The organism is Roseivivax halodurans JCM 10272, assembly GCF_000521785.1.
GTDB classification, from domain to species: Bacteria; Pseudomonadota; Alphaproteobacteria; order Rhodobacterales; family Rhodobacteraceae; genus Roseivivax; species Roseivivax halodurans.
In genome coordinates this window covers 119007-144129 of sequence record NZ_JALZ01000009.1, presented here as the reverse complement: position 1 = coordinate 144129, position 25123 = coordinate 119007, and the positions used below count along the sequence as shown (strand labels likewise).

The window sequence follows — 25123 nt, the reverse complement described above, 5'->3', positions numbered from 1 at the left end:
AGCATAATACGCTTCATGTGTATCTCCTCCCTCTTCTACGTCGGGCTGCATCTCCCGAGTGTCAGGACTCATAGCCGATAGATGACCGTCGCGGCGAGTGCGTTGGCCGACAGAAAGACCTTCGGACACCTGTCGTAGCGTGTGGCGACACGGCGCCAGTCCTCAATGCACGAACATGATCTCGATACGATGTCGGCGCCGGCGCTTGTCGTATTCGATCGGGGCTGCGCGGGAGACTCCACCGCAACCCTTTGCGATTGACGACGATAATGCCCCCCCAGAACACGCCCGTCGTCACCCGCGGCTTGCCGTGAAACTTTGGAGAGTAGCGCCGTAACCGCTCGATCCGCGCAACGCTCGGCCGGTAATGCCAACCACGCCGGGTGGCCGATGGTCCACTCTTCCGCTCGAAAGCCTTGAAACTATGGGGACTTACAGCGTCTTGGTAGGCCCGGAGGGACTCGAACCCCCAACCAAAGCGTTATGAGCGCTCTGCTCTAACCAATTGAGCTACAGGCCCGCCGTGGGGGCCGATGTTGCAGCCCGCGCGGGCGGCGTCAAGCAGGCTTGCCCCATTGCCCGCCCGCGTCCCTTGCGCTACCGGACGGCGCAGATCGAGAAGGGGCAGCGCCATGAGCGACAAGACCGGGATCACCTATGCCGAGGCGGGCGTCGACATCGATGCCGGCAACGCGCTCGTCGAGCGGATCAAGCCCGCCGCCAGGCGCACCGACCGTCCGGGCACCATGGCCGGGCTCGGCGGCTTCGGCGCGCTCTTCGATCCGAAGGCCGCAGGCTTCGAGGATCCGGTGCTCGTCGCCGCCACGGACGGCGTCGGCACCAAGCTGCGCATCGCCATCGACACCGGCCATGTCGGCGGCGTCGGTATCGACCTCGTCGCGATGTGCGTGAACGATCTGGTCTGCCAGGGGGCGGAGCCGCTCTTCTTCCTTGACTACTTCGCCACCGGCAAGCTCGATACGGACACCGCCGCGCGCGTGGTCGAGGGCATCGCGGAAGGCTGCGTGCAGGCTCGATGCGCGCTCATCGGCGGCGAGACCGCCGAGATGCCCGGCATGTATCCCGCGGGAGACTTCGACCTCGCCGGCTTCGCTGTCGGCGCGATGGAGCGGGGCACCGCGCTCCCCGATGGCGTCGCGCAAGGCGACGTCCTTCTCGGCCTCGGCTCGGACGGCGTGCATTCCAACGGCTATTCCCTCGTCCGCCGCATCGTCGAGATGTCGGGCCTCGGCTGGGACGCGGACTGCCCCTGGGGCGAGGGCACGCTCGGCGCCACGCTGCTGGCGCCGACGCGGCTCTATGTCCGCCCGGTGCTGGACGCGATCCGCGCGGGCGGCGTTCATGCCGCTGCGCACATCACCGGCGGCGGGCTGACCGAGAACCTGCCGCGCGTCCTGCCCGACGGGCTCGGCGCCGAGATCGACCTCTCGGCATGGCAGCTTCCGCGCGTCTTCGGCTGGCTCCGCGACGAGGGCGGCATGGAAGAGGCCGAGATGCTCAAGACCTTCAACTGCGGCATCGGCATGGTGCTCGCCGTCGATCCCTTACGCGCGGAGGCGATCGAGAAACTGCTCGCCGAGGCCGGCGAGACCGTCACGCGCGTTGGCCGTGTCGCGGCCGGGCAGGGGGTCTCCTACGAGGGCAGCCTCGCCTGATGCGCGTCGCCATCCTGATCTCGGGGGGGCGGGTCGAACATGGTCACGCTGGCCGACAGCATGACCGGCGACCATCCGGCGCGGCCCTGCCTCGTCCTCTCGAACAAGCCGCAGGCGGGCGGGCTCGCCAGGGCCGCGGACCGCGGCATTCCGACCGCAATCGTCGATCACCGCCCCTTCGGCACCGATCGCGCCGCCTTCGAGGCGGAGCTGACGCGGGTGCTCGAGACCGCGCAGCCCGATCTCATCTGCCTGGCGGGGTTCATGCGCGTCCTGACCGAGGGGTTCGTTGCGCGCTGGCAGGGGCGGATGCTCAACATCCACCCCTCGCTTCTGCCGAAATACCGCGGCCTTCACACCCATGCCCGGGCGATCGAGGCGGGGGATGCGATGCACGGCTGCTCCGTGCACGAGGTCACGCCCGAACTCGACGACGGCCCGATCCTCGGGCAGGCGCGGGTGCCGGTCCTGCCCGGCGACACGCCCGAGGCGCTGGCCGCACGCGTGCTCGAGCGGGAGCACATACTCTACCCGGCCGTCCTCCGCCGCGTGGCCGAAGGCGACCGGAGCCGGCTCGACCTCTAGCGGATCTCGACCGCCGAGTTGCCGTGCCAGTCGAGCGTGCCCTGCGGCGCCGGCGGCGCGCCGATGGCGAGCGCAAGGACGCCCACCAGAAGGAAAAGCGCCGAGATCACGGCGAGGGCGGCACCCGCATCGACATGACGACGGGCAGGGCGGGTCAGGGGGGACATGGTCATGATCGGATCTCCCGAATGGCGGATGACACCGAGATAAGACCGGGCGGGGCATTCGGGAAATGAATGTTTGGCGCCACAAACATCACGAAACGCGATGGTGTGCAGCAGCGGCTCACCGCTCCCAAACATGCAAAAGCCCGCTTTGCACCCCGCCCGGCGATCCGCTAGTGTCGCCGAAATTCCGCCCCCACCCACATACAGGATTTCCATGCAGACCATCGTCACGACCGAAGACCTCGCAGCCTTCTGCGAAACGGCGCGCGGCGCGCCATACGTGACGGTGGACACGGAGTTCCTGCGGGAGCGGACATATTATTCCAAGCTGTGCCTGATCCAGCTGGCGATCCCCGAGACCCATGGCGGCGAGGCCGTCCTGGTCGATCCGATCGAGGGCGAGGAGATGTCGCTCGCCCCGCTGGTCGAGCTCTTCCGCGACACCTCGGTGGTGAAGGTCTTCCACGCCGCCCGGCAGGATCTCGAGATCTTCCATGTCGAATACGGCGTGATCCCCGATCCGCTCTTCGACACGCAGGTCGCGGCGATGGTCTGCGGCTTCGGCGAACAGGTCGGCTACGAGACGCTGGTCAAGCGCATCGCCAAGGCTCAGCTCGACAAGTCCTCGCGCTTCACCGACTGGTCGCGCCGCCCGCTCTCGGACGCGCAGAAGACCTACGCGCTCGCTGACGTCACGCACCTGCGCGACATCTACGAATATCTCGACCGGCGCCTGCGCGACACCGGCCGCCATCGCTGGGTGGTCGAGGAGATCGCCGCGCTCACCGATCCCGCCACCTACACCGCCAATCCCGAGGATGCGTGGAAGCGGGTCAAGACGCGCACCTCCTCGCCGCGCGTGATGGCGCTGGTGCAGGAGCTCGCGGCCTTCCGCGAAACCTATGCGCAGGAGCGCAACATCCCCAGGAACCGGGTGATGAAGGACGACGCGCTGCTCGAGCTCGCCTCGACCAAGCCGCAATCGATGCAGGATCTCGGCCGCTCGCGGCTGCTCCTGCGCGAGGCGCGGCGCGGCGACATCGCCGAGGGCATCCTCGAGGCGGTCAAGCGCGGCCTCGAGAAGCCAAAGGAGGCCCTGCCCGAGGCCGACACCTCGAAGGACCGCCAGCAGGTGAACCCGGCGCTTGCGGACCTGCTGCGGGTGCTCCTCAAGGCCAAGACCGAGAATGCGGGTGTCGCGCCCAAGCTGATCGCCGCCTCCGCCGAGCTCGACGCCCTCGCCTCGGGCGAGCGCGACCTGCCGGCGCTCAAGGGCTGGCGCCGCGAGGTCTTCGGAGAGGACGCGCTCAAGCTCTGCGAGGGGCGGATCGCCCTCTCGGCCAAGGGTCGCAACGTGGCCGTCATCGAGATCTGAGAGCCGGGCGCGCGGCCCGGCCTCCGCCCTAGCGCCGGGTCGTCAGGACGTTCTGCGCCCCGCGCACCTCGATCCGGCCGATTCCGGCCAGCTCGCTGTCGGTGAGCCAGCGCGCCGCGGTCACCTTGCGCGCGTCGGGCCCGGTGTTGCGGGGGCCGGGACGCTGCAGCGCCCGCAGCGTCATCACCAGCGCCGTCGGTTCGGCCTGCTCCTCGGCGACGAGGCGCACGTCGAACGGACCCGCACGCTCGGCGATACCGGTGGTGCGGATCACCGCGCCGCCGGGACGGCGCTCGATCAGCAGCTCGTCGATCACCGCGATGGGCGGCGCGGCATAGACCTCCTCGGTCTCCCGGCGGAAGAGCCCGGCCCGCGAGCGTTCGGGCAGCAGCGGGTTCGCCGCGCCCGTGGTCCCGGCCGCCACCGGCCGCGAGGTCGCGCCACCGAACCAGTTGAACGGATTGACCCGCGAGTCGCGCACCGCGCCGCAGCCCGCAGCCAGGCCCGCCGAAATCAGCAGAACGCCGAGAGAGAGTTTCATGGCCCGTATGCCCCGTTCCTTGCCTCACGTTCCGGTTAGCCGATCGGGCGGGATTTGAAAAGCCGGGCGCATCCGCTTCCCCCCGGGGTCTGGACGCCGGGGCCCGAGCCGCATACCTGCACCTCAAAGCCCGAAGGAGAAACACCCCATGGCGCAGCCGCAATTCGAGGAGGTGGTCGAGGATTTCGAGTTCCTCGACGACTGGGAAGACCGCTACCGGATGGTGATCGAGATGGGCAAGGCGATGGAGCCGCTGCCCGACGCCCTCAAGGTGCCCGCAACCAAGGTCGACGGCTGCGCCAGCCAGGTCTGGCTGCATCCGCAGATCGACGGCGACCACTTCCATTTCCAGGGCGACAGCGACGCGGTCATCGTCCGCGGCCTGATCGCGCTCCTGCGCCGGCTCTACGACGGCCTCGCCCTGCCGGAGGTGCTGAAGGTCGACGCCAAGGCCGAGCTCGGCCGCCTGGGTCTCGAGGAGAACCTCTCCTCCCAGCGCTCGAACGGCCTCCGCGCAATGATCGAGCGCATCCGCACCCTCGCCGCCGAGAACGCCTGATCCGGCGGAGCGCGCTGACGCGCGCGCTCGATATTTGGGGGCAGGCCCCCAAACCCCCGGCCGGGGGCGCTGCCCCCGGGACCCCCGGAATATTTATGCCAAGAAGAAGGGCGCGCTACTCGGTGTCGGTTCCGCGGATCGCGAGGATCGCGCCGATGCCGAGAACCGCGAGGCCGACGACGGCCGCGTTGAACGGCGCGGCATTCGCCACGATGACCGCCGCCAGCGCCCAGATCACCGTGATCCCGTATTCCGGCGCGCGGTGCAGGCGGTACTGCACCGTGACCGCGATCCGGAGCGCCAGCACCAGCGCGAGGAGCGCGGCCGGAGTCTCGGGCAGGATTCCGTAGCCCGCCAGCACCAGCCCGATCGAGACAGAGGAGGCTGCGGTGAGCCAGCCCGCATAGATCGCGACGGGCGCCAGCTGCCACCAGCGGTCGGTGTCGCCCGCCCGCATCACCGCCACCAGCGCGGTGCCGAGCATGATCCAGATCAGCAGCGTCGCGAGCGGCACCGAGGCTTCGGCCACCGGCAACCAGAGAGCGCCGACGGCGAGGCTTGCCACGAGGGCAGGGCGCATGGGCGCCCAGTCGGGATCGTCCGCCCGTTTCCAGAGGCCGTAGCCGGTGCCGAGCAGCAGCCAGACATAGATCAGCCCCCAGATCGAGAAGGCGTAGCCCGCCGGCTGGACGGCGGGGTCGACCTGCGGCACCGGGAACTGCGTCGGCTCGAAGCCCTTGAAGCCGGGCGCGAGGAACGGAGAGGCCGCGAAGGCGAGCGCGGCGACGAAGGCCGCCAGCGCCCAGAGTTTCGTTTGCGTCTCGGAGGTCAGCTCAGCTCTCCTTGCGCGGTGATCCGCGTCTTGCCGCCGAGCCAGGGGTGCAGGGCCTCGGGCAGCGTCACCGATCCGTCCTCCTCCTGGCCGTTCTCGAGCACCGCGATGAGGCAGCGCCCGACCGCAAGGCCCGATCCGTTCAGCGTGTGCAGGAAGACCGGCTTGCCGCCATCCGCGGGCTTCATCCGCGCGTTCATGCGCCGCGCCTGAAAATCGCCGCAGACCGAGATCGAGCTGATCTCGCGGTAGCTCTGCTGCCCCGGCAGCCACACCTCGATGTCGTGCGTGCGGCGCGCGCCGAAGCCCATGTCCCCGGTGCAGAGCACCACCGTCCTGTAGGGCAGGCCGAGCCGCTGCAGGATGCCCTCGGCGCAGCCGGTCATGCGCGCGTGCTCGTCGAGGGACGCGTCCGGATGCGTCACCGACACCATCTCGACCTTTTCGAACTGGTGCTGGCGCAGCATGCCGGCGGTGTCGCGCCCCGCCGAGCCCGCCTCGGAGCGGAAACATTGCGTGTGCGCCACGTAGCGGCGGGGCAGGTAGCTCTCGTCCACCGTCAGCCCGTTCACGATGTTGGTCAGCGTCACCTCGGCGGTCGGCACCAGCCACCAGCCCTCGCGGGTTCGGTAGCTGTCCTCGCCGAATTTCGGCAACTGCCCGGTGCCGTACATCATCTCGTCGCGCACCAGCACCGGCGTCCAGGTCTCGGTCAGCCCGTTCTCGGTCACGTGGGTGTCGAGCATGAACTGCGCGAGCGCCCGGTGCAGCCGCGCGACCGCGCCCGACATCACCACGAAGCGGCTGCCCGCGAGCTTGGCCGCGGTCTCGAAATCCATGCCGTCCTGCACGCAGGGCAGATCGTAATGCTCCTTCGGCGTGAAGGAGAACTGCCGCGGCTCGCCCCAGCGGCGGATCTCGACATTGTCCTCCTCGTCCGCACCCTCCGGCACGTCCTCGAAGGGCAGGTTCGGCAGCGACATCAGCGCATCCGTCAGCTCGGCGTCGAGATCGCGGGCGCGCGCCTGCATCTCGGCGACGGCGGCCTTCTTCTCGGAGACGAGCGCACGCAGCCGTTCGAACTCCGCCTCGTCGCCGGAGGCCTTGGCCTTGCCGATCTCCTTCGAGGCGGCGTTCTGCTCGGCCTGCGCGGTCTCGGCCTCGTGGATTGCCGCCCGGCGGGCCTCGTCGATCTTCAGGAGCGAGGGCGACGCGGCCTCGACCCCGAGCCGCTTCAGCGCGGCGTCGAAGGCGTCGGGGTTCTCGCGAATGGCGCGGATGTCGTGCATCGCTCGCTCCTCATCTTGGTGATTCCGCGACGCTTATGCCGCAATCGTGTGCCGAGGTGTAGGGGATCAGCGCGCCCGTGCGAGGGCCCGGCGCACCCAGCCGTCCACCGGCACCGCGATGGCGGCGCCCGCGTCGCGCGCCGAGAGCACTGCGACCACCCGCCGCGCCGCGCCGTCGCCGTAAAGCACCGGACCGCCCGACTGACCGTATTCGATCGCGCAGGAGATCCGCCAGACCGGACCGCGCGGCGCGCCCGCGCATCCCGCGTCCCGGGTCACCCGGTGGGGCACTCTGGCGGTGTAGCCGGCGAGCGTGAACGGCCCTTGGACGGGCGCCGTGCCGAGCGCGAGCGGCGGGATGTCGAGCGCCTCCTTCAGCCGCAGCAGGGCGAGATCGTGCGTCACTCGGGCGCCGTTCTCCCCGATGGCGGCGGGATGCAGATCGACGCTCGCGACCCGGCTCGCCCCGGCATGGCCGCTCCCGTCCCACCCGGCGACGAAGACCATGTCCGCCACCCGCCGCATCGCGCCCGCCTCGTCCACCACACAATGCGCCGCCGTCAGCACGGCCCGGGGACCGACGAGCGTGCCGGTACACATCCCCCGGCTGTTGTATCCGGCGATGTTCACCCGCCCGATCGCCTCGTCGGCGCCCACGCGAGACGTAAGGCCGAAAGACAGGGCGAGAAGCAGGAGGACGCGTGCGATCATGATCGGCAGCTAGGCGGAAGCGGGAGGCCGGAAAGGGCTGCACGGGAGGCCATGGGTGGCCGGGATGACGCACGACCCTTTCTATATCGTGACCGCACCGGGCGTTGCAGATGGCGACGCTCGCGGCCCGAGCTGTCGTCGAACTGACCTAAGCAGGCTGTCAAAACGCCGCAGCCGTCGCCACCGGCGCATAGCTGCGACGCAAACGCGCCGGAATTCCGTACGAAACGCGCCGAATTTTGTACCTTTCGTACGAAACTCGGGTCCTGCCGCACCTGCTTGCATCGGCCCTTCGTGCGCCATAGGGTCCGCGCAAATTCGCGGGGGGTGCCCCGCCAGACCCTCACGACCTCAAGGAGCCCGCCGATGGAAGGCAGCGCGATCGCACAGTTCGTCCCGCTCATCCTGATCTTCGCGATCATGTATTTCCTGCTGATCCGCCCCCAGCAGAAGAAGATGAAGGAGCACCAGAAGATGGTGCAGAACCTGCGCCGGGGCGATCAGGTCGTCACCCAGGGCGGGCTCATCGGCAAGGTCGTGAAAGTCAAGGACAGCAACGAGTTGGACCTCGAGATCGCCGAGGGCGTGAAGGTTCGTGTGGTGCAGAACACCATCGCGCAGGTCCTGTCCAAGACCGAGCCGGCGAATACCGACAAGTGAGCCTGACGTCCTGATCCGAGCCTGAAAGCCGCCCCGAGCCATGCTGCAAATCGATCTCTGGAAGCGCATCCTGATCTGGGCGGTGGTCGCCGCGGGCCTGATCTTCGCCGCGCCGAACATCTTCTACGACCGGGTGGAGGGTCACAACGACGCCGTCACCGCCATCGAGCGTGAGGGCTCCACCGACGAGCTCGAGGCGCAGGCAGCGCAATGGCCGGGGTTCCTTCCGTCGGGATTGGTCAATCTTGGCCTGGACTTGCGCGGCGGAGCTCATCTTCTCGCCGAGGTCCAGGTCGAGGATGTCTATGCTTCGCGCATCGAGGCGATGTGGCCTCAGATCCGCGACGCGCTTCGTCCCTTGCGCGATCAGATCGGCACCTTCCGCCTGCAGGAAAGCGCACCGGGCGAGCTGACGATCCAGATCTCCAACGAGGCAGGGCAGGCGGCGGCGCTCCAGGCGATCCGCGACCTCGCTCAGCCGGTCAGCTCCACCGCCGCCCTGGCGCAGGGCGGCGCGAACGACATCGAGGTCGACGCCGCGAACGGTGTCATCACGGTCACCCTGTCGGAGGCCGAGCGGGCCGCGACGGACGAGCGAACGCTTCGCCAAGCGCTTGAAATCATTCGCCGCCGGATCGACGAGGTGGGCACCCGCGAGCCGACGATCCAGCGTCAGGGGCCCGACCGCATCCTGATCCAGGTGCCGGGCATCGGCTCCGCGCAGGAGCTCAAGGACATCATCGGCACGACCGCGCAGCTGACCTTCCAGCCCGTCGTCTCGCGCGCCAGCGGGCCCGATGCCGAACCCGGCGTCGGCGAGGAGATCCTGCCCTCGCTCGACGAGGAGGGCCTCTACTACACGCTCGATCGCACCCCCGTGGTCACCGGCGAACAGCTTGTCGACGCGCAGCCGTCCTTTGACCAGAACGGCCAGCCCGCGGTGAACTTCCGCTTCAACAGCCAAGGGGCGCGGGCCTTCGGCGACTACACCGCCGCCAATATCGGATCGCCCTTCGCCATCGTCCTCGACGACGAGGTGATCTCGGCCCCGGTGATCCAGAGCCACATCCCCGGCGGGTCCGGCATCATCACCGGCAACTTCACGATCGAGGAATCCACTGATCTTGCAGTGCTTCTTCGTGCCGGCGCGCTCCCGGCGGGCCTTACGTTCCTCGAAGAGCGGACGATCGGCCCCGAGCTCGGAGCCGACTCGATCGCGGCCGGGCAGATCGCGACCGCGGTGGCCTTTGCGGCCGTCCTCATCTTCATGGTGGTGAGCTACGGTCTCTTCGGCATCTTCGCCAACATCGCGCTGATCCTGAACATCGCGCTTCTCTTCGGGCTCCTGAGCCTGATCGGGGCGACGCTGACATTGCCGGGCATCGCGGGGATCGTGCTGACCGTCGGCATGGCGGTCGATGCCAACGTTCTGGTCTTCGAACGCATCCGCGAGGAACTGAAGACCGCGCGCGGCCCCGCCCGCGCCATCGAACTCGGATACGAGAAGGCGCTGTCGGCGATCGTGGATGCCAACATCACGACGATCATCACCGCCATCATCCTCTTCGCGATGGGCTCCGGCCCGGTGCGAGGCTTTGCCATCACGCTCGGTTTCGGCATCGTCACGTCGGTCTTCACCGCCGTCTTCGTCACCCGCCTTCTGATCGTGACGTGGTTCGAGCGCCGCCGCCCCAAGACGATCACAGTCTGAAAAAGGAACCGTCAGCATGCGCCTCAAACTGGTTCCCGACTCGACGAGCATCGATTTCTTCAGCCGCAGCAAGCTGTGGCTGGGGATCTCGGCCGTGCTCATCGTGGTCGCCCTCGCGTCGTTCTTCCTGCAGGGACTGAACTACGGCATCGACTTCCGTGGCGGCACGACGATCCGGACCGAGAGCGCCGAACCGGTGAACGTCGGTGAATACCGCGGCGCTCTTCAGGATCTGGGTCTCGGCGACATCGTCATCTCGGAGGTGTTCGACCCATCCTTCGGCCCCGACCAGAACGTCGCGATGGTGCGCATCGCCCCGCAGGACGAAGCTGAGGCGGTCACTCAAGAGACGATCACCGCCGTCGAGGCGGCACTGCAGGAGGTCGCGCCGGATATCCAGTTCACCTCGGTCTCCTCCGTCGGTCCGAAAGTGTCCGGCGAGCTCATCCAGACCGCGATGATCGCGGTCCTACTCGCGATCGGGGCCGTGCTTGTCTACATCTGGCTGCGATTCGAATGGCAGTTCGCCGTCGGCGCGGTCGTGGCGCTGGTGCATGACGTCGCACTGACGATCGGCATCTTCTCCGAGCTTCAGATCCGCTTCGACCTCGCCATCATCGCGGCGCTGCTGACGATTGTCGGCTATTCGCTGAACGATACGGTGGTGGTGTTCGACCGGGTCCGGGAAAACCTCATCAAGTACAAGAACCGCGACCTAAAGCAGGTTCTGAACCAGTCGATCAACGAAACCCTGTCGCGCACTCTGGTGACCTCGCTCACGACCCTCATCGCGCTGATCGCGCTTCTGGTTCTCGGCGGCGACGTGATCCGGGGCTTCGTCTTCGCGATGACCTGGGGCGTGATCATCGGGACCTATTCGTCGATCTTCGTCGCCTCCATCGTTCTCTACAGGCTGGGTGTGAAGCGGGATTGGTCGAAGCCCGACACTCCGTCGGGGAACCAGTTCGCGAACGTGGATGCATAACTCTTAGGTCGTTCCCGGATAGCGGGAACGGCCGTAAGCCGGGTGATCCTAGGCTAGGGTTTGCGCCTGCAAGCGCTATTTACTGCGCTGCGGCATTCGTGCTTAAACCGCCTGGAGCAACAGCATCTCGCGCCGCCACGAGGAGGGCCGACAATGCGTTTGAACGAGATTACCTTCAGCGATGCCGAACCGGTCGAGGGGTACGGGCCCGGATTCTTCCGGGTCGGTGGCAAGGCCGTAGACGGTCCACTCTGCCTCTCGCCGAAAGGGACGCAATCCTGGGGAGGGCTCGCCGACACCGAGACCTTGCGGGCCGTGGCCGCGGAGATCGACGTCCTCTTCGTCGGGACCGGTGCCGAGATCGCCCATCTTCCCCCGGGGCTTCGGGCGGAGCTCGAGGAAGAGGGGATCGGCGTCGAGGTCATGAACTCGCCAGCCGCGTGCCGCACCTACAACGTCCTACTCTCGGAAGGGCGTCGCGTCGCGCTGGCGGTCCTGCCGGTCTGACAGTCCCGTCGGTGGGCGCAGCAAAGACCACGACACCGGCTTTGTACCTCTCGGTTGGACAATATTGAAACGCCTGCAGGACACATGCCGGGCGGCGGGCCGCGTGCATGCGACTTGTTGCGCGGGGTGTCGGGCGGTAAGGCTCGGGCGATGCTGAAGGTTTCGGATTTGGCCGTATCGCGCGGCGGGGTGCCGGTGCTCTCCGGGGTCGGCTTCCATCTCGGGGCCGGCGACGCCCTCGTGCTGCGCGGGCCGAACGGCTCCGGCAAGACCACATTGCTGCGTACGGTAGCGGGGCTTCAACCGCCTCTCTCCGGAGAGATGATGGGTCGAGATCAAGTGGCCTATGCGGGACATGCCGACGGGCTGAAATCGGCCTTGACGGTTTCGGAGAACTTGACCTTCTGGGCCTCCGTCTTCGGAACCGGACGGGCGCAAGTGGCGGCTGCGCTTTCCGCGTTCGAGCTCGAGGCGTTGGACGATCGCCGTGCCGGCAATCTCAGCGCAGGGCAGAAACGCCGGCTGGGCCTCGCGCGCCTGCTCGTGACGGGCCGCCCCGTCTGGGTGCTGGACGAGCCGACCGTGTCGCTCGACGTCGCCGCCGTCGGTCTCTTCGCGGACGCCGTGCGCTCCCATCTGGGGCAGGGCGGCGCTCTTCTCGTCGCGACGCATGTGGACCTCGGGCTCGGCGAGGTGCCTGTGCTCGACGTTACCGCGTACAGCGCCGCCTCCCGCATCTCGGCTGCGGACGAGGCATTCCTGTGAAGGCGCTGCTCTGGCGGGATCTTGCGCTTGCGGTGCGTGCGGGCGGCGGCTTCGGGCTCGGTCTGTCGTTCTTCCTGATCGTCACGGTCATGGTGCCGTTCTCGGTCGGCCCCGAAACCGCGCGGCTCTCGGTCATTGCCCCGGGCATCCTGTGGCTCGGAGCGCTGCTGGCCTGCCTTCTGTCCCTCGACCGGATCTTCGCGCTCGACTTCGAGGACGGCTCGCTCGACCTGCTCGCGACCGCGCCATTGCCGCTCGAGGGCATCGTGACGGTCAAGGCATTGGCTCATTGGCTGACATCGGCCCTGCCGCTCGTGATCGCGGCGCCTGCGCTCGGCGTGTTCCTGAACCTTCCGGGACCCGGTTTCATCTGGCTCTTCCTGTCGCTCCTGATCGGCACGCCGGCGCTTTCGGTCATCGGAAGCTTCGGTGCGGCGCTGACGGTGGGCCTCAAGCGCGGCGGGCTGCTGCTCTCGCTGCTCGTCCTGCCGCTCTACGTGCCGACGCTGATCTTCGGCGCCGAGGTTGCCCGCCGCGGCGCCGAGGGGCTCGCCGTAGAGACGCCGCTCCTCATGCTCGCCGGGATAAGCGCGGGGGCCCTTGCGCTTCTGCCCTTCGCCTCGGCGGCGGTTCTCCGCGTCAATCTGCGCTGACGGCGCCGCTCGCGAAAACTGGACTCGGGGCAAAGTTCATGTGATTTGAACGGGCCGGGGAAGAGAGAGTAAGGACCACCCATGTCGCTTTGGGAATACGCAAACCCGGTGCGGTTCATCCGCCTGACGGACCGGCTCTTGCCGCCGGTCGCGGTCGGTGCGCTGGTCTGCCTCGTGATTGGCCTGATCTGGGGCTTCTTCTTCACGCCCGACGATTACCGGCAGGGCTCGACGGTGAAGATCATCTACCTCCACGTGCCCGCAGCCCTCATGGCGATCAACGCATGGCTCATGATGCTTGTCGCGTCCCTCATCTGGATCGTCCGGCGGCACCACGTCTCGGCACTCGCCGCCCGCGCGGCAGCTCCCGTGGGGGCGACGATGACGGTGATCGCGCTCGCGACCGGGGCGATCTGGGGGCAGCCGATGTGGGGCACGTGGTGGGCCTGGGATCCGCGGCTGACCTCGTTCCTGATCCTCTTCCTCTTCTATCTCGGCTACATGGCGCTCTGGGAAGCCATCGAGAACGACGACACCGCGGCCGATCTCACCTCGATCCTCTGCCTCGTCGGCTCGGTCTTCGCGCTTCTCTCGCGCTACGCGGTGAATTTCTGGAACCAGGGGCTCCACCAGGGCGCGTCGCTCTCGCTCGACAAGGAGGAGAACGTCGCAGACGTCTTCTACCTGCCGCTGCTGGTCTGCATCGCCGGCTTCGTGCTGCTCTTCGTCGCGCTCGTCTTCCTGCGGACGCAGACCGAGATCCGCGCCCGCCGGATGCGGGCGCTCATCGCACGGGAGCGCCTGGCATGATGCCCGACCTGGGAAAGTACGCAGACACCGTCCTCTCGGCCTATGCCGTGTCGCTGGTGCTGATCGCAGCGCTCGTCGCGCTTTCGATCTGGCGCGCCCGACGCGTCAGGTCCGATCTCGAGAAAGTCGAACTCCGTGGAAAGCGCTCGTGACACTGAAGCCGCTCATGCTCGTGCCGCCGCTCGTCTTCGCGGCCTTCGCCGCCTTGGCCTATTTCGGCATGTACCGCGCCGATCCCGACAGCCTGCCATCGACGCGGGTGAACAAGCCGGCGCCCGCGATCACGCCCGAGGGTCTGGAAGGGTATCCTGCCGTCGGTCAGCAGATGCTGGCGGATGGCGACGTCACGCTTGTGAACTTCTGGGCGAGCTGGTGCCCGCCCTGCCGGGCCGAGCATCCGCAGCTTCTCGACTACGCAGCCGAGGGCCTCGACATCGTGGGGGTGAACTTCAAGGATCAGTCGAATGCAGCTCTGACCTATCTCCGGGACGAGCAGAACCCGTTCGCCGCAGTCGCCTTCGATCCGCGCGGTCGCACGGCCATCGACTGGGGTGTGACCGCGCCGCCGGAGACTTTCATCATCGACGGCGAGGGCACTGTGATCTTCCGCTTTCAGGGCCCGCTGGTCGGCTCGGATTTCGAGCAGCGTTTCGTGCCGGCCCTGGAAGAGGCGATGGCGGGGGATGGCTGACGCCCCTCAGACCTCCCCGACGGGGCGGACACACGTCTCCGCGCTGCATTGGGGCTGAGGCTCGACTTGCGGCGTTCCGCCGCTTGCCGCGTAGGCCCCCAGGATCGTCAGGGCGACCAGAGCGCCGGCCTGTACCAGCGTGATGGTCTTCATTCCGTGTCTTCTGCTCGTTCTCATGGCCTCTTTTTCCTCTGCTGGACCATGAGGAGAGGGTAGCAACGCCGGGTGGCGCTCGCGTTTCACGAGACCGTGACACTGCACTTCGAGAGCGAATTGTTGCCGAATGTGCACGTCGCGCGGCAGCACCTGGCGGCGCTGCCGGATTTCTTTGCGATGATCAGAGGAACGTCAGGCCGATCGCAATGATCGCGCCGGACAGGATCAGGTGGACCGTGCAGAACCCCATGATGTCCTTGGCGCGCAGGCCTGCAATGCCGAGGATCGGAAGCGCCCAGAAGGGTTGGACCATGTTGGTCCACGCGTCGCCCCAGGCCACCGCCATCGCGGCCTTGGCCTGGCTCAACCCGAGCGCCTCGGCCGCGGGCATGATGACGGGCGCCTGAACGGCCCACTGACCGCCCCCCGGACGGCACGAAGAAGTTGACGATACCGGCAGAGAGGAACGTCCAGAAAGGGAGCGACGCGGCAGTGGCGAAGCCGGTCAGCCCTTCGGAGATCGAGGCGGCGAGGCCGCTCTGCACCATGATCGCCATGATGCCGGCGTAGAAGGGGAACTGGATCACGATCCCGGCGCCGCCCTTCACCGCCTCGGAAAGCGATTTCAGCAGGTTGCGTGGCGTGCCGTGAAGCAGGATCGCGAGGGTCAGGAAGAGGAAGTTGATGACGTCGAGGCTCAGCCCGCCGCCGGTGAGGAAATATTGCAGGAGCCACGCCGCCCCCATCGCGCCGATGAAGATCGACAGGACCGGCGAGGTCTCGATCTTGTCCGCCGGGCTCTCGGTCGTGGTCTTGCCGTCTTCGCTCTCCTCGAGGAGCGCGGGATCGATGAAGACGCTCTCCTCCTCCTTCGGCAACATCGCCCGGTTGATGAGCGGCACTGCGATGAAGAGCGCGGCGACGATTGCGAGGTTGTAGAACGAGAAGATCGTCTCGGACGTCGAGATGACTCCGATCTGGTCGACGAAGGGGTGCCCCTCGGTGGCGATGGAGAGCGGGATCGAGCCTGCCAGCCCGCCATGCCAGACGATGAAACCGGAATAGGCAGACGCGACGAGAAGGCGGTAATCGACGCGGACGATGCGCGCGATCTCCTTGGCGAAGAGTGCGCCCACCACGAGACCGAAGCCCCAGTTGATCCACGACGCCATGACCGACACCACGCTCACGAGAACGATGGCGCCCGCGGGGCTCTTGGCGACGCCGGCCAGAGCGGCGAGGCCGCGGCGCACGAGCGGTGTCGAGGCCATCATGTAGCCGGTCACGAGGACCAGCAGCATCTGCATCGAGAAGGACAGGAGCGACCAGAACCCGTCGCCCCACATGCCCACCACCTCGAGAGGCGCGGTGCCCTCGAAGATCAGGGCCGCGAAGGCAGCGACGATGGTGAGCACGACCACGAATACGAACGGGTCGGGCAGGTAGCGGTCCATGATCCTGACCATGGGCCGCGAGATGACGTTGAGCATGAGGGGCCTCCTCCCTGTTGTTGTTGCGTCCGCGGGACGTCAGCGGAACAGCTATCAGCTTGCCAAGGGGCACTCGACGGAAGGCCGGGGTTGCGTAAATGCATGAATGTGACGCGCTCGGTCGGCATGCAGCCACTGCGGCATCTTCGGAACTGCACCCAACAAGCGTGGCGCGGTCATAAAAAAGCGCCCCCGGATATACCCGGGAGCGCTTTCCAGCTGCTTGCCGAAGAGTGGCTTACGCCGCCTCCTCCTTGGCGAGGTGACGCAGCACGTAATGCAGCACGCCGCCGTGCTTCACGTACTCGACCTCGATTGCGGTATCGATCCGGCACTTGAGGGTGATCTCCTTCTCGGAGCCGTCCTCGTAGGTGATCGTGCAGGGAACCTGCGCGCCGGGCGTCACGTCCTCGAGGCCGTGGATCGACACCGTCTCCTTGCCGGTCAGTTCCAGCGATTTACGGGTGTCGCCGGTGAACTCGAACGGGATGACCCCGAAGCCCACGAGGTTCGAGCGGTGGATGCGCTCGAAGCTCTCAGCGATCACGGCCTTCACGCCGAGGAGCGCAGTGCCCTTCGCCGCCCAGTCGCGCGAGGAGCCGGCGCCGTACTGCTCGCCGCCGAAGATCACAAGCGGGGTGTCCTGCTCCTGATACTCCATCGCCGCATCGAAGATCGCCGCTTGGTTGCCCTCGGGATCGAGCGTGTAGCCGCCCTCGACGCCGTCCAGCATCTCGTTCTTGATGCGGATGTTGGCGAATGTGCCGCGCATCATGACCTCGTGGTTGCCGCGGCGCGAGCCGTAGCTGTTGAACTCCCGCGGCGACACCTGCCGTTCCACGAGGTACTTGCCGGCCGGTGTCGTTTCCTTGAACGAGCCCGCGGGCGAGATGTGGTCGGTGGTGATCATGTCGCCGAAGATGCCGAGGACGCGTGCGCCTTCCACGTTGTGGATCTCGCCCGGCTCCTTGGACATGCCCTGGAAGTAGGGCGGGTTCTGCACATAGGTCGAGGAGGCCGGCCAGTCGTAGGTCTCGGCGTCTGTGGTCTCGACCTCCTGCCACTTCTCGTCGCCCTTGAAGACGTCGGCGTACTTCTCCTGGAAGCTCTCGCGGGTCACCGTCCTGTCGACGATTTCCTTGATCTCGGCTTGGGTCGGCCAGATGTCCTTAAGATAGACATCGTTGCCGTCCTTGTCCTGACCGATCGGATCGTTCGCCACGTCGACGTTCATGTCGCCGGCGATTGCGTAGGCCACGACCAGCGGCGGGGAGGCGAGGTAGTTGGCGCGCACGTCGGGGCTGATCCGGCCCTCGAAGTTGCGGTTGCCCGACAGGACCGACGTCGCGATCAGGTCGTTGTCCGCGATGCATTGGCTGATCTCGGGCGCGAGCGGGCCGGAGTTGCCGATGCAGGTGGTGCAGCCGTAGCCGACGAGGTTGAAGCCGATCCCGTCCAGCTCCTCCTGCAGACCGCTCGCCTCGAGATAGGCGGACACGACCTGTGACCCGGGCGCAAGCGACGTCTTCACCCACGGTTTCCGGTCGAGGCCGAGCGCGCGTGCCTTCTTGGCGACGAGGCCCGCGCCGATCATCACGTAGGGGTTCGACGTGTTCGTGCACGAGGTGATCGAGGCGATCACAACCGAGCCGTCATGCAGCTGAAACTCGACCTCTTCGCCGTCGATGTCCTTCATCTTGACGTAGCCGCGCTTGTGGCTGCCGGTGTCGCCGGGGATCGTGACCGGCTCGGGCATGCCGCCTTCGCCTTCCCAGCGCACTTCCTCGGACGGGCTCGCATCCTTGCCGCTCCGCTGGCCTTCGATGTACTTGTGGAAGGTCTTGGCCGCCTCGTCGAGATTGACGTGGTCCTGCGGACGCTTCGGTCCCGAGATCGCCGGCTTCACCGTCGACATGTCGAGCTCGAGCGTATCGCTGAAGATCGGCTCGGAGCCGGCTTCGCGCCACATGCCCTGCGCCTTGGCATAGGCCTCGACCAGCGCAATGCGGTCCTCCTCGCGCCCCGTTTGGCGCAGGTAGCGCAGCGTCTCGTCGTCAACCGGGAAGAAGGCGCAGGTCGCGCCGAATTCGGGGCTCATGTTGCCGATCGTGGCGCGGTCGGCGAGCGTCACGTTGTCGAGCCCGTCGCCATAGAATTCGACGAACTTGCCGACGACGCCCTTCTCGCGGAGCATCTGGCAGACGCGCAGCACAAGGTCGGTCGCTGTCGTGCCCTCGACCATCGCGCCGGTGAGCTTGAAGCCGATGACTTCGGGGATCAGCATCGAGATCGGCTGGCCGAGCATCGCCGCCTCGGCCTCGATCCCGCCGACGCCCCAACCGAGCACGGACGCGCCGTTGACCATCGTCGTGTGGCTGTCGGTGCCGACCAGCGTGTCAGGATAGGCGACCTTCTCGCCGTTCTGATCGGCGTCGGTCCAGACGGTCTGGGACAGGTATTCCAGGTTCACCTGGTGGCAGATGCCGGTGCCGGGCGGCACGACGCGGAAGTTGTTGAACGCTTTCTGGCCCCATTTGAGGAAGGTGTAGCGTTCGATGTTGCGCTCGTATTCGCGGTCGACGTTCATCTGGAAGGCGCGCGGATTGCCGAACTCGTCGATCATGACCGAGTGGTCGATGACGAGATCCACGGGGTTCAGCGGGTTGATCTTCTGCGGATCGCCGCCAAGCTCCGAGATGCCGTCGCGCATCGCGGCAAGGTCCACCACGGCCGGAACGCCGGTGAAGTCCTGCATCAGCACGCGGGCCGGGCGGTAGGCCAGCTCGCGGTTGGCGTTGCCGCCGTTCGCCGCCCATTCGCCGAAGGCCTTGATGTCGTCGGTCTCGACCGTCTTGCCGTCCTCGTAGCGCAGCATGTTCTCGAGAACGACCAGCAGCGACTTGGGAAGATTGGAAAAATCGCCGAGCCCCGCTTCCTGGGCCGCCGGGATCGAATAATAGGCGAAGGTCGAGCCGCCCGCCTCTAGCGTCTTGCGGGTCTTGGTGCTGTCCTGGCCAACAGTGATGGGCATGCATGCCTCCCTGAGAATGCTTGGAGATCGAAACGATGGTCGCGGGGGTCTTGCCCGATGGCGCAGTCTCGATCAAGGGGAACGACGCGGAATTGTATACTGTCGTATGCAAATGGTGGCAAGAGGGCGCGGCAACTCCGGAGTGTCGGCCTTCCGACGCGGAACCGTACCACGGGATTCTCTCGCAGAACGGTGACTGGTCATTTCAGTTCCCCCTGTCTAAGCCGTTCTGGTCAGTAACCGATCTGGAGCTTCGACGATGCGCCGACTGGCCCTTTGGGTAACGACCTCCCTTGCGATGTGTGCCGGGCCGGCGTTTGCGGGCGATCAGCCCGTGGTGGTCGAGCTCTTCACCTCTCAGGGCTGTTCGTCCTGTCCGCCGGCCGATGCGTTGCTTCAGGAACTGGGCCAGGAGGCGGACGTCATTCCGCTGGCTCTGCATGTCGATTACTGGGACTATATCGGCTGGAAAGACAGCTTCGCCCAGCCGAAGTTCACCGCGCGGCAAAAGGGTTACGCCGAGGCCGCCGGGCGCAACTCGGTCTACACGCCGCAAATGGTCGTGGGGGGCACCCATGACGTCGTCGGCACCCGGCCGAAGGACGTCCGTTCGATCATAGACGCGCATCGCGGCAAGGACAGCCCGGTGACGATGGACGTCTCGCGCAAGGACGGCATGCTCATGATCACGGCCGAGACCGAGACCCCGGTCGGGCCGGCGGTCATCTATCTCGTACGCTACGAGCCCGGCCACGCGGTGAAGATTCACCGCGGCGAGAATGCAGGCCACAAGATCGACTACAGTCACATCGTGACCGATTGGGACGTCGTGGGGCGTTGGGCCGGCACCGGCGCCTTCGCGGAAGACGTGCCGATCGAGGGTGAGGCGCCCGCCGTCGTCATGGTCCAGGAAGACGGCTACGGAGCGGTATTGGCCGCCGCGCGCTTGCGCTGACGCCGCGCCTGCCGCTCGGGTTTCCAGCGCCTGTGGATCCAGAACCATTGCGCGGGATCAGCCTCGATGCGGGCTTCCAGCGCGCGCGTCGCGGCGCGCATCATCTCGACCGGATCTCCGGGGGGGATCGGAGCGTCGAAATGCGCCTCGAAGCTCACGCCGTCGGGCTGCCGTATCCCGAAGAACGGCACCATGAGCGCGTCGGTCTTGAGCGCGATCTCGGCCGCCGAGGTGAGGGTCGGGGCGGGGCGCCCCATGAACTCGATCGGCACACCTTTGCCCGAGTAGAGATCGAAGAGCAGCACGCCCATGCCGCCGCCGCGGATGTGCCGCATGAGGCCCATCGTCCCGCGCCGGCCCTGCTCGAAGACGGGGCCCGAAAGGCGGTGCATGTTTTCGGCGTAATGCGCGTTGAAATAGGCGTTCGACATCGGCCGGTAGAGACCGCCGATCTTCCAGCCGCGGGCGACGAGCGCGGCGCGCGGCGCCTCGAAATTCCCGTAATGGCCGGTGACGAAGAGGATGGGGCGGCCCGCCTCGCGCGCTTCCTCCATCGCCGGGAGCCCGGGCCCCGTGACGGGAGCGTCTCTCATCCGGTCCCGCAGGCCCAGCACGTCGTAGTTCTCGATCATTGTCCGGCCGGCATTGTCGGCGACGCGGCGGGCAAGGCGTCGGCGTTCGGTGTGCGACATCTCGGGCCAGACATGGGCGAGGTTCTGCATGGCGCGCGCCTCGTAGCCCGCGAGCGGAGCGACAATGCGCGACACAAGTCCCCCCATCAGCCAAAGCCGCATCTTCAGCGGAAGGGCGAGGCACAGACTGATCGCCGACCTCAGAGCATGATCGCTTGCCCACTCGCCCCAAGTTCCGGTCGGCATCTCGGGGTCTGAAACATCGGTTTGCGGGCGGTCGGCCAAGGCTGCGCTCCTTCGCGGGGGGAGCCCGAGGGATAGGGCGGTCGGCCAAAGAGCTCAAGGTGCAGGGCTCACGCGTCCTCGCTCTCGGGCTCGACGAGCTTGATCTCGCCGGAATTGACGAGGCCGCGGATCGTATCGACGACTTCGCGATGCGCAGCTTCGACGTCCTTCGCCTTTGGGGCGGCGCGGTCTGCGATTTCCTCCCGGAGGGCGCCGGCCATGCGGGCCGAGAGACTGTCCAGAATATAGTCGGCAGCGATTTTCAGCTCTTCGGTGCGCGATCCGGCCAGCGCGATGATCAGCGTTTCGTTGTCGACATCGCGGCAGATCCTCGGAAGGTCCGCTGCCGAGATCCGCTCCGGGATGTTGGCAAACGTGAAGATCGCCTTGCGGACCGCTTCGGCGAAGGGCGCATCGGTCTGTTCCAGCCCCTCGAGCACGTCCTCTCTCGTGCGATCCGCCGAGTAGTTGAGGATCGCCCCTATCCGCTCTTCCGGCGCGCCCGTGAAGGCGCGGGCCGGGGCTGCGTCGATCTGCGAGGCGAGCGCGAGACCGATCCTGTCCACCGCCTCCGGCGTGATGCGCTGCGTCTTGGACACAGCATAGGTAATCCGGCGCGCTAGCGGCCCCGGAAGTCGGCCGAGCACCTGAGCGGCCTTGGTGACGTTGATCTTCGACATGAGCACCGCCGCGATCTCGATGCTTTCGGAGGTGACGAACTCGATAAGCCGCTCGACGGACTGCTCGCCGATCCGGTCCCAGGGGTCGCCACGCTGGCGCACTCCGGCCTCCTTGCGAAGTCGCCTCGCGGTATGTGCGCTGATCCTGCCTTCGAGGCGGTCGAGCGCCCCGGCCATGTCGCCGGGGAAGGACAGACCGACTGCCTCGAGCTCTTCGGTGAATTCGTCGATGACGGCGTCGAGGGTGGTGCGGTCGACATAGCGCATCGCGCCCAGCTCCATCGTCAATGCCTCTTGCGCCTCGTCGGGCAGGTCCGACAGCGGCACGTCGGCACCTTCGTTGAGGATGAACTGCACGACGATGGCCGCCTTGGCGCGGCGGGTGAGGTGAGCAGGACGTCCTGCCACGGGCCGGTTCGGCAAACCGAGCGGGGTAAGAGCGGTCATGATCTGAGGCGCATCGCTGTTCTGGCTGATGCGCCAGAGCTACCCGAGAGGCCTTAACGAAGGCTTGTCGTCGAGCAGGACCGCGACGCGAGGAAATCGCCTGGCTCGCCGACCCGGGCCGTCAACCGCCTTCAGCCAGAGACAACCACGCAGGTGCCGCTTTCGCGGTCGTAGGTCATTCCGTCGGCGCAGCTCATGGCCTGTTTCTGCCAGCCGCATTCGGCGGAGGCGCCGATGGCCGAGACCACGGTAAGCGTGCAGGCGGTAAGAAGCGTCTTCAGCGTCATCATCATTCCTCCGAGGTGACCTAGGGGAAGATAGCACAGCCGTGCGATGACGCAAAAACGAGAAGTCGGCAGCGGCCTCACGTCGGCGTGAGGCCGCCACATGTTCAGCTCTCGCCGAAGACCCGGCGGAAGATCGTGTCCACATGCTTGGTGTGATATCCGAGGTCGAACTTCTCGGCGATCTCCTCCTTCGTCAGGATCGCGGTGACATCCGCATCGCCCTCCAGCTCCGTCTGGAAATCGCGGCCCTCTTCCCAGACCTTCATGGCGTTGCGCTGCACGAGCGTATAGGCGTCTTCCCGGCTCGCGCCCTTCTGGGTCAGCGCCAGAAGCACCCGCTGCGACATCACGAGGCCTTTGTACTGGTTCATGTTGCGCAGCATGTGCTCGGGGTAGATCACCAGCTTGTCGACCACGCTGGTCAGCCGGGCGAGCGCAAAGTCGAGCGTGACGGTCGCATCGGGGCCGATGTTCCGCTCGACGCTAGAATGCGAGATGTCGCGCTCGTGCCAGAGCGCCACGTTCTCCATCGCAGGGATCACCGCCATCCGAACGAGACGCGCGAGACCGGTGAGGTTCTCGGTCAGGACCGGGTTGCGCTTGTGCGGCATCGCCGAGGAGCCCTTCTGGCCCGCGGAGAAGAATTCCTCCGCTTCCAGCACCTCGGTGCGCTGCATGTGCCGGACCTCGGTCGCGAGATTCTCGATCGACGAGGCGACGACGCCGAGCGTGGCAAAGAAGGCAGCGTGCCGGTCCCGCGGGATCACCTGCGTCGAGATGGGCTCGGGCGCGAGACCGAGCTTCGCGCAGACATGCTCCTCGACCCGGGGATCGATATTCGCGAAGGTGCCCACAGCACCGGAAAGTGCGCCCGTTGCAACCTCTTGGCGGGCTGTCTTCATGCGCTCGAGGTTGCGGTTCATCTCGGCATAGAAGCGTGCGAAGGTCAGGCCCATCGTGGTCGGTTCGGCGTGGATGCCGTGGCTGCGGCCGATGCGGACCGTCTCCTTGTGCTCGAAGGCGCGGCGCTTGAGCGCGGCGAGCAGGCCTTCGAGATCGGCGATCAGGATGTCGGCGGCCCGGACGAGCTGGATGTTGAACGTGGTGTCGAGCACGTCCGACGAGGTCATGCCCTGATGGACGAAGCGCGCCTCGTCGCTGCCCACGATCTCTGCGAGATGCGTCAGGAACGCGATCACGTCATGCTTGGTCACCGCCTCGATTTCGTCGATGCGGGCGACGTCGAACTCCACCCCATCGGCCTTCCAGACCGCTTCGGCGTTCTCCTTCGGGATCACGCCGAGCTCGGCCTGGGCATCGCAGGCATGGGCCTCGATCTCGAACCAGATGCGGAACTTGGTCTCCGGTGCCCAGATCGCGACCATGTCGGGGCGGGAATAGCGTGGGATCATGGGAACCGGGCCTCTCACGGATTGTTGACGGAACAAGGCGGGTCATAGACTCAGCGGATCGGTGGAACAAGGCGGGGCGGAGCTGCGGTGAAAACGATGCCGAGAGACATTGCGCGCGAGGCCTCTTTGCCGGCGGGGCTTTCCGATTTCGAAGGATGCTGGCGGCTCAGCCGCCGCATCCACGACGCCCGGGTCGGCCAGGACGGTCATGCCGAAGGGCGGATGGAGCTCATTTCCCACGGATCGGGCCTTCGATATTTCGAAGACGTTCTGCTGCACCTCCCCGGGCAGAAGCCGATCCCGGGAACGAGGTCCTACATCTGGCGGGAAGAGGCGTCGGGAATTTCTGTCCACTTCGACGACGGCCGCCCCTTCCACCTGATCGAAATGGGCGAGTTCGAGCCCCGGGCGCTGCATCTCTGCGATCCAGACCGCTACGAGGTGGAATACGATTTCGCCGACTGGCCAGTCTGGGGCGTGACGTGGACCGTGACGGGGCCCCGCAAGGATTACCGGATGGAGACGCTTTTCGTGCGCGAAAAGCTGCGTGGCTAGAGCCTTGCGGGTTCACCTCCCGTGATGCACAACGAAGCCGACGCAATCACACGCAAGGAGGGTCGCGCATGACCACCACAACCCATCGCAACGTGCTGGTCGAGACCTTCGGCGCCACAGAGGGTGCCGGTCTGCGCCTCAAACAAGCCGCTTTTGTCGTTCTCGGCATCGCCGTGCTGGCGATCGCCGCGAAGATCAAGGTTCCGATGTATCCCGTGCCGATCACGATGGGCACCTTCGCCGTGCTCGCGCTCGGCGCCGCTTACGGGCCGGGGCTCGGTCTGGCGACGATCATGGGCTACATGATGCTGGGCGCGCTCGGCCTCGATGTCTTTGCCGGCAGCGGAGCCGAGGCAGCGGGCCTGACCTACATGATGGGCGGAACCGGCGGTTATCTCGTGGGCTACGTCGCGGCCACGGTGCTTCTAGGTGCCCTGGCGCGCAAGGGCTGGGACCGGTCTGCGCCCCGGATGGCCGGAGCGATGGTGCTCGGCAATGCCATCATCTACATTCCCGGCCTCGCCTGGCTCGGCATGCTCTACGGCTGGGACCAGCCGATCCTCGCATGGGGTCTGACGCCGTTCCTCGTAGGTGACCTTTTGAAGCTCGCATTGGCGGCGGCGATCCTGCCCGCCGCCTGGAAGCTCGTCGGCCGCGCGCGCGGCTGAGCCGGGTC

The 25123-nt window shown here is 66.7% G+C and carries 27 protein-coding genes, 1 tRNA gene and 2 pseudogenes; 16 read left to right on the top strand and 14 right to left on the bottom strand.

The window, feature by feature from the left end:
• Positions 1-68: 68 nt before the first annotated feature.
• A pseudogene (locus tag OCH239_RS22080) lies at positions 69-243 on the bottom strand (IS5/IS1182 family transposase); the annotation flags it as partial.
• Between the two features lie 200 nt (positions 244-443).
• Positions 444-520, bottom strand: a tRNA-Ile gene (locus tag OCH239_RS10785).
• Positions 521-632: 112 nt separating this feature from the next.
• On the opposite strand from OCH239_RS10785, the gene purM reads away from it, so the two are divergent.
• Positions 633-1676 (top strand): phosphoribosylformylglycinamidine cyclo-ligase, encoded by a 1044-nt coding sequence (gene purM / locus OCH239_RS10780; protein ID WP_037262223.1) that lies wholly within the window; start codon positions 633-635, stop codon positions 1674-1676.
• Positions 1676-2261 (top strand): annotated as a pseudogene (gene purN, locus OCH239_RS10775) (phosphoribosylglycinamide formyltransferase). The gene purM and the pseudogene purN overlap by 1 nt, the downstream one beginning before the upstream one ends.
• On the opposite strand, the gene OCH239_RS22650 reads toward purN, so the two are convergent.
• On the bottom strand, positions 2258-2434 hold the full coding sequence (locus OCH239_RS22650; RefSeq protein WP_157577849.1) for a hypothetical protein: 177 nt from the start codon (positions 2432-2434) through the stop codon (positions 2258-2260). The pseudogene purN and the gene OCH239_RS22650 overlap by 4 nt on opposite strands.
• A gap of 208 nt (positions 2435-2642) precedes the next feature.
• Here OCH239_RS22650 and rnd point away from each other — a divergent pair, with 208 nt between their 5' ends.
• Positions 2643-3803 carry a ribonuclease D gene (gene rnd / locus OCH239_RS10770; protein WP_037262220.1) on the top strand — a complete coding sequence of 387 codons (1161 nt, stop codon included), beginning with the start codon at positions 2643-2645 and terminating at the stop codon, positions 3801-3803.
• A 28-nt stretch (positions 3804-3831) separates the two neighbouring features.
• On the opposite strand, the gene OCH239_RS10765 is transcribed toward rnd, so the two are convergent.
• Complete coding sequence (locus OCH239_RS10765) at positions 3832-4344, bottom strand: hypothetical protein (RefSeq protein WP_037262217.1); 513 nt, start codon at positions 4342-4344, stop codon at positions 3832-3834.
• A 148-nt stretch (positions 4345-4492) separates the two neighbouring features.
• On the opposite strand from OCH239_RS10765, the gene OCH239_RS10760 reads away from it, so the two are divergent.
• The gene (locus tag OCH239_RS10760; RefSeq protein WP_037262214.1) at positions 4493-4903 is read left to right on the top strand and encodes a SufE family protein; all 411 of its coding nucleotides are present in this window, start codon (positions 4493-4495) and stop codon (positions 4901-4903) included.
• Positions 4904-5018: 115 nt separating this feature from the next.
• On the opposite strand, the gene OCH239_RS10755 is transcribed toward OCH239_RS10760, so the two are convergent.
• From OCH239_RS10755 to OCH239_RS10745, 3 genes are all read right to left on the bottom strand, one after another.
• Positions 5019-5735: a tryptophan-rich sensory protein gene (locus OCH239_RS10755; protein WP_037262269.1), complete on the bottom strand. Its 717-nt coding sequence runs from the start codon at positions 5733-5735 to the stop codon at positions 5019-5021.
• Positions 5732-7024, bottom strand: coding sequence for a serine--tRNA ligase (gene serS, locus OCH239_RS10750; protein ID WP_037262211.1), 1293 nt, complete (start codon positions 7022-7024; stop codon positions 5732-5734). The genes OCH239_RS10755 and serS overlap by 4 nt, the downstream gene beginning before the upstream one ends.
• Before the next feature lie 66 nt (positions 7025-7090).
• The gene (locus OCH239_RS10745) at positions 7091-7735 is read right to left on the bottom strand and encodes a trypsin-like serine peptidase (protein ID WP_051489416.1); all 645 of its coding nucleotides are present in this window, start codon (positions 7733-7735) and stop codon (positions 7091-7093) included.
• A gap of 366 nt (positions 7736-8101) precedes the next feature.
• Between OCH239_RS10745 and yajC the strand changes: the two genes are divergently transcribed.
• From yajC to OCH239_RS10700, 9 genes are all read left to right on the top strand, one after another.
• Complete coding sequence (gene yajC / locus OCH239_RS10740; protein ID WP_037262208.1) at positions 8102-8395, top strand: preprotein translocase subunit YajC; 294 nt, start codon at positions 8102-8104, stop codon at positions 8393-8395.
• A gap of 40 nt (positions 8396-8435) precedes the next feature.
• A complete protein-coding gene (gene secD / locus OCH239_RS10735; protein ID WP_037262205.1) occupies positions 8436-10106 on the top strand; it encodes a protein translocase subunit SecD in 1671 nt (556 codons plus the stop codon).
• Between the two features lie 16 nt (positions 10107-10122).
• The gene (secF, locus tag OCH239_RS10730) at positions 10123-11091 is read left to right on the top strand and encodes a protein translocase subunit SecF (RefSeq protein ID WP_037262199.1); all 969 of its coding nucleotides are present in this window, start codon (positions 10123-10125) and stop codon (positions 11089-11091) included.
• Between the two features lie 153 nt (positions 11092-11244).
• Positions 11245-11598, top strand: coding sequence for an Mth938-like domain-containing protein (locus OCH239_RS10725; protein ID WP_037262195.1), 354 nt, complete (start codon positions 11245-11247; stop codon positions 11596-11598).
• 150 nt (positions 11599-11748) lie between these two features.
• Positions 11749-12363 carry a heme ABC exporter ATP-binding protein CcmA gene (gene ccmA, locus OCH239_RS10720; protein WP_037262192.1) on the top strand — a complete coding sequence of 205 codons (615 nt, stop codon included), beginning with the start codon at positions 11749-11751 and terminating at the stop codon, positions 12361-12363.
• Positions 12360-13016, top strand: coding sequence for a heme exporter protein CcmB (ccmB, locus tag OCH239_RS10715; RefSeq protein WP_037262188.1), 657 nt, complete (start codon positions 12360-12362; stop codon positions 13014-13016). The genes ccmA and ccmB overlap by 4 nt, the downstream gene beginning before the upstream one ends.
• Positions 13017-13097: 81 nt before the next feature.
• A complete protein-coding gene (locus OCH239_RS10710) occupies positions 13098-13826 on the top strand; it encodes a heme ABC transporter permease (protein ID WP_037262185.1) in 729 nt (242 codons plus the stop codon).
• The gene (gene ccmD / locus OCH239_RS10705) at positions 13823-13978 is read left to right on the top strand and encodes a heme exporter protein CcmD (RefSeq protein WP_211241981.1); all 156 of its coding nucleotides are present in this window, start codon (positions 13823-13825) and stop codon (positions 13976-13978) included. The genes OCH239_RS10710 and ccmD overlap by 4 nt, the downstream gene beginning before the upstream one ends.
• Positions 13979-13992: 14 nt before the next feature.
• Positions 13993-14517, top strand: coding sequence for a DsbE family thiol:disulfide interchange protein (locus OCH239_RS10700; RefSeq protein WP_037262255.1), 525 nt, complete (start codon positions 13993-13995; stop codon positions 14515-14517).
• 6 nt (positions 14518-14523) lie between these two features.
• Here the strand turns inward: OCH239_RS10700 and OCH239_RS22645 are convergent, their stop codons facing one another.
• The 3 genes from OCH239_RS22645 to acnA all read right to left on the bottom strand — a co-directional run bounded on the left by OCH239_RS22645 (position 14524) and on the right by acnA (position 19194).
• Positions 14524-14670: a hypothetical protein gene (locus tag OCH239_RS22645; protein WP_157577848.1), complete on the bottom strand. Its 147-nt coding sequence runs from the start codon at positions 14668-14670 to the stop codon at positions 14524-14526.
• 86 nt (positions 14671-14756) lie between these two features.
• Entirely contained in the window at positions 14757-16163 is a 1407-nt protein-coding gene (locus tag OCH239_RS10695; protein ID WP_425280284.1) for a short-chain fatty acid transporter, read from the bottom strand.
• A gap of 238 nt (positions 16164-16401) precedes the next feature.
• Positions 16402-19194, bottom strand: coding sequence for an aconitate hydratase AcnA (gene acnA, locus OCH239_RS10690; protein ID WP_037262184.1), 2793 nt, complete (start codon positions 19192-19194; stop codon positions 16402-16404).
• Between the two features lie 259 nt (positions 19195-19453).
• On the opposite strand from acnA, the gene OCH239_RS10685 reads away from it, so the two are divergent.
• Positions 19454-20149, top strand: a complete 696-nt coding sequence (locus OCH239_RS10685) for a DUF1223 domain-containing protein (RefSeq protein ID WP_037262183.1) — start codon at positions 19454-19456, stop codon at positions 20147-20149.
• Here the strand turns inward: OCH239_RS10685 and OCH239_RS10680 are convergent.
• From OCH239_RS10680 to purB, 4 genes are all read right to left on the bottom strand, one after another.
• On the bottom strand, positions 20113-21027 hold the full coding sequence (locus tag OCH239_RS10680; protein ID WP_037262251.1) for a lysophospholipid acyltransferase family protein: 915 nt from the start codon (positions 21025-21027) through the stop codon (positions 20113-20115). The two genes, OCH239_RS10685 and OCH239_RS10680, sit on opposite strands and share 37 nt — an antisense overlap.
• Positions 21028-21134: 107 nt before the next feature.
• Complete coding sequence (locus tag OCH239_RS10675; protein ID WP_037262178.1) at positions 21135-22193, bottom strand: flagellar motor switch protein FliG; 1059 nt, start codon at positions 22191-22193, stop codon at positions 21135-21137.
• 131 nt (positions 22194-22324) lie between these two features.
• Complete coding sequence (locus OCH239_RS22640; RefSeq protein WP_157577851.1) at positions 22325-22480, bottom strand: adenylosuccinate lyase; 156 nt, start codon at positions 22478-22480, stop codon at positions 22325-22327.
• A 104-nt stretch (positions 22481-22584) separates the two neighbouring features.
• Positions 22585-23892, bottom strand: coding sequence for an adenylosuccinate lyase (gene purB / locus OCH239_RS10670; protein WP_037262175.1), 1308 nt, complete (start codon positions 23890-23892; stop codon positions 22585-22587).
• A gap of 96 nt (positions 23893-23988) precedes the next feature.
• On the opposite strand from purB, the gene OCH239_RS10665 reads away from it, so the two are divergent.
• A complete protein-coding gene (locus OCH239_RS10665) occupies positions 23989-24447 on the top strand; it encodes a DUF6314 family protein (protein ID WP_051489415.1) in 459 nt (152 codons plus the stop codon).
• Positions 24448-24515: 68 nt separating this feature from the next.
• Positions 24516-25115, top strand: a complete 600-nt coding sequence (locus OCH239_RS10660) for a biotin transporter BioY (protein WP_037262165.1) — start codon at positions 24516-24518, stop codon at positions 25113-25115.
• Positions 25116-25123: the final 8 nt, after the last annotated feature.

What these genes read in the sequence shown, in the direction of transcription:
- purM (WP_037262223.1), top strand. Translation starts at nt 633, where the DNA reads ATGAGCGACAAGACCGGGATCACCTATGCCGAGGCGGGCGTCGACATC.
- OCH239_RS22650 (WP_157577849.1), bottom strand. Translation starts at nt 2,434, where the DNA reads ATGACCATGTCCCCCCTGACCCGCCCTGCCCGTCGTCATGTCGATGCG.
- rnd (WP_037262220.1), top strand. Translation starts at nt 2,643, where the DNA reads ATGCAGACCATCGTCACGACCGAAGACCTCGCAGCCTTCTGCGAAACG.
- OCH239_RS10765 (WP_037262217.1), bottom strand. Translation starts at nt 4,344, where the DNA reads ATGAAACTCTCTCTCGGCGTTCTGCTGATTTCGGCGGGCCTGGCTGCG.
- OCH239_RS10760 (WP_037262214.1), top strand. Translation starts at nt 4,493, where the DNA reads ATGGCGCAGCCGCAATTCGAGGAGGTGGTCGAGGATTTCGAGTTCCTC.
- serS (WP_037262211.1), bottom strand. Translation starts at nt 7,024, where the DNA reads ATGCACGACATCCGCGCCATTCGCGAGAACCCCGACGCCTTCGACGCC.
- OCH239_RS10745 (WP_051489416.1), bottom strand. Translation starts at nt 7,735, where the DNA reads ATGATCGCACGCGTCCTCCTGCTTCTCGCCCTGTCTTTCGGCCTTACG.
- yajC (WP_037262208.1), top strand. Translation starts at nt 8,102, where the DNA reads ATGGAAGGCAGCGCGATCGCACAGTTCGTCCCGCTCATCCTGATCTTC.
- secD (WP_037262205.1), top strand. Translation starts at nt 8,436, where the DNA reads ATGCTGCAAATCGATCTCTGGAAGCGCATCCTGATCTGGGCGGTGGTC.
- secF (WP_037262199.1), top strand. Translation starts at nt 10,123, where the DNA reads ATGCGCCTCAAACTGGTTCCCGACTCGACGAGCATCGATTTCTTCAGC.
- OCH239_RS10725 (WP_037262195.1), top strand. Translation starts at nt 11,245, where the DNA reads ATGCGTTTGAACGAGATTACCTTCAGCGATGCCGAACCGGTCGAGGGG.
- ccmA (WP_037262192.1), top strand. Translation starts at nt 11,749, where the DNA reads ATGCTGAAGGTTTCGGATTTGGCCGTATCGCGCGGCGGGGTGCCGGTG.
- OCH239_RS10710 (WP_037262185.1), top strand. Translation starts at nt 13,098, where the DNA reads ATGTCGCTTTGGGAATACGCAAACCCGGTGCGGTTCATCCGCCTGACG.
- ccmD (WP_211241981.1), top strand. Translation starts at nt 13,823, where the DNA reads ATGATGCCCGACCTGGGAAAGTACGCAGACACCGTCCTCTCGGCCTAT.
- OCH239_RS10700 (WP_037262255.1), top strand. Translation starts at nt 13,993, where the DNA reads ATGCTCGTGCCGCCGCTCGTCTTCGCGGCCTTCGCCGCCTTGGCCTAT.
- OCH239_RS22645 (WP_157577848.1), bottom strand. Translation starts at nt 14,670, where the DNA reads ATGAAGACCATCACGCTGGTACAGGCCGGCGCTCTGGTCGCCCTGACG.
- OCH239_RS10695 (WP_425280284.1), bottom strand. Translation starts at nt 16,163, where the DNA reads ATGCTCAACGTCATCTCGCGGCCCATGGTCAGGATCATGGACCGCTAC.
- acnA (WP_037262184.1), bottom strand. Translation starts at nt 19,194, where the DNA reads ATGCCCATCACTGTTGGCCAGGACAGCACCAAGACCCGCAAGACGCTA.
- OCH239_RS10685 (WP_037262183.1), top strand. Translation starts at nt 19,454, where the DNA reads ATGCGCCGACTGGCCCTTTGGGTAACGACCTCCCTTGCGATGTGTGCC.
- OCH239_RS10680 (WP_037262251.1), bottom strand. Translation starts at nt 21,027, where the DNA reads ATGCCGACCGGAACTTGGGGCGAGTGGGCAAGCGATCATGCTCTGAGG.
- OCH239_RS10675 (WP_037262178.1), bottom strand. Translation starts at nt 22,193, where the DNA reads ATGACCGCTCTTACCCCGCTCGGTTTGCCGAACCGGCCCGTGGCAGGA.
- OCH239_RS22640 (WP_157577851.1), bottom strand. Translation starts at nt 22,480, where the DNA reads ATGACGCTGAAGACGCTTCTTACCGCCTGCACGCTTACCGTGGTCTCG.
- purB (WP_037262175.1), bottom strand. Translation starts at nt 23,892, where the DNA reads ATGATCCCACGCTATTCCCGCCCCGACATGGTCGCGATCTGGGCACCG.
- OCH239_RS10665 (WP_051489415.1), top strand. Translation starts at nt 23,989, where the DNA reads ATGCCGAGAGACATTGCGCGCGAGGCCTCTTTGCCGGCGGGGCTTTCC.
- OCH239_RS10660 (WP_037262165.1), top strand. Translation starts at nt 24,516, where the DNA reads ATGACCACCACAACCCATCGCAACGTGCTGGTCGAGACCTTCGGCGCC.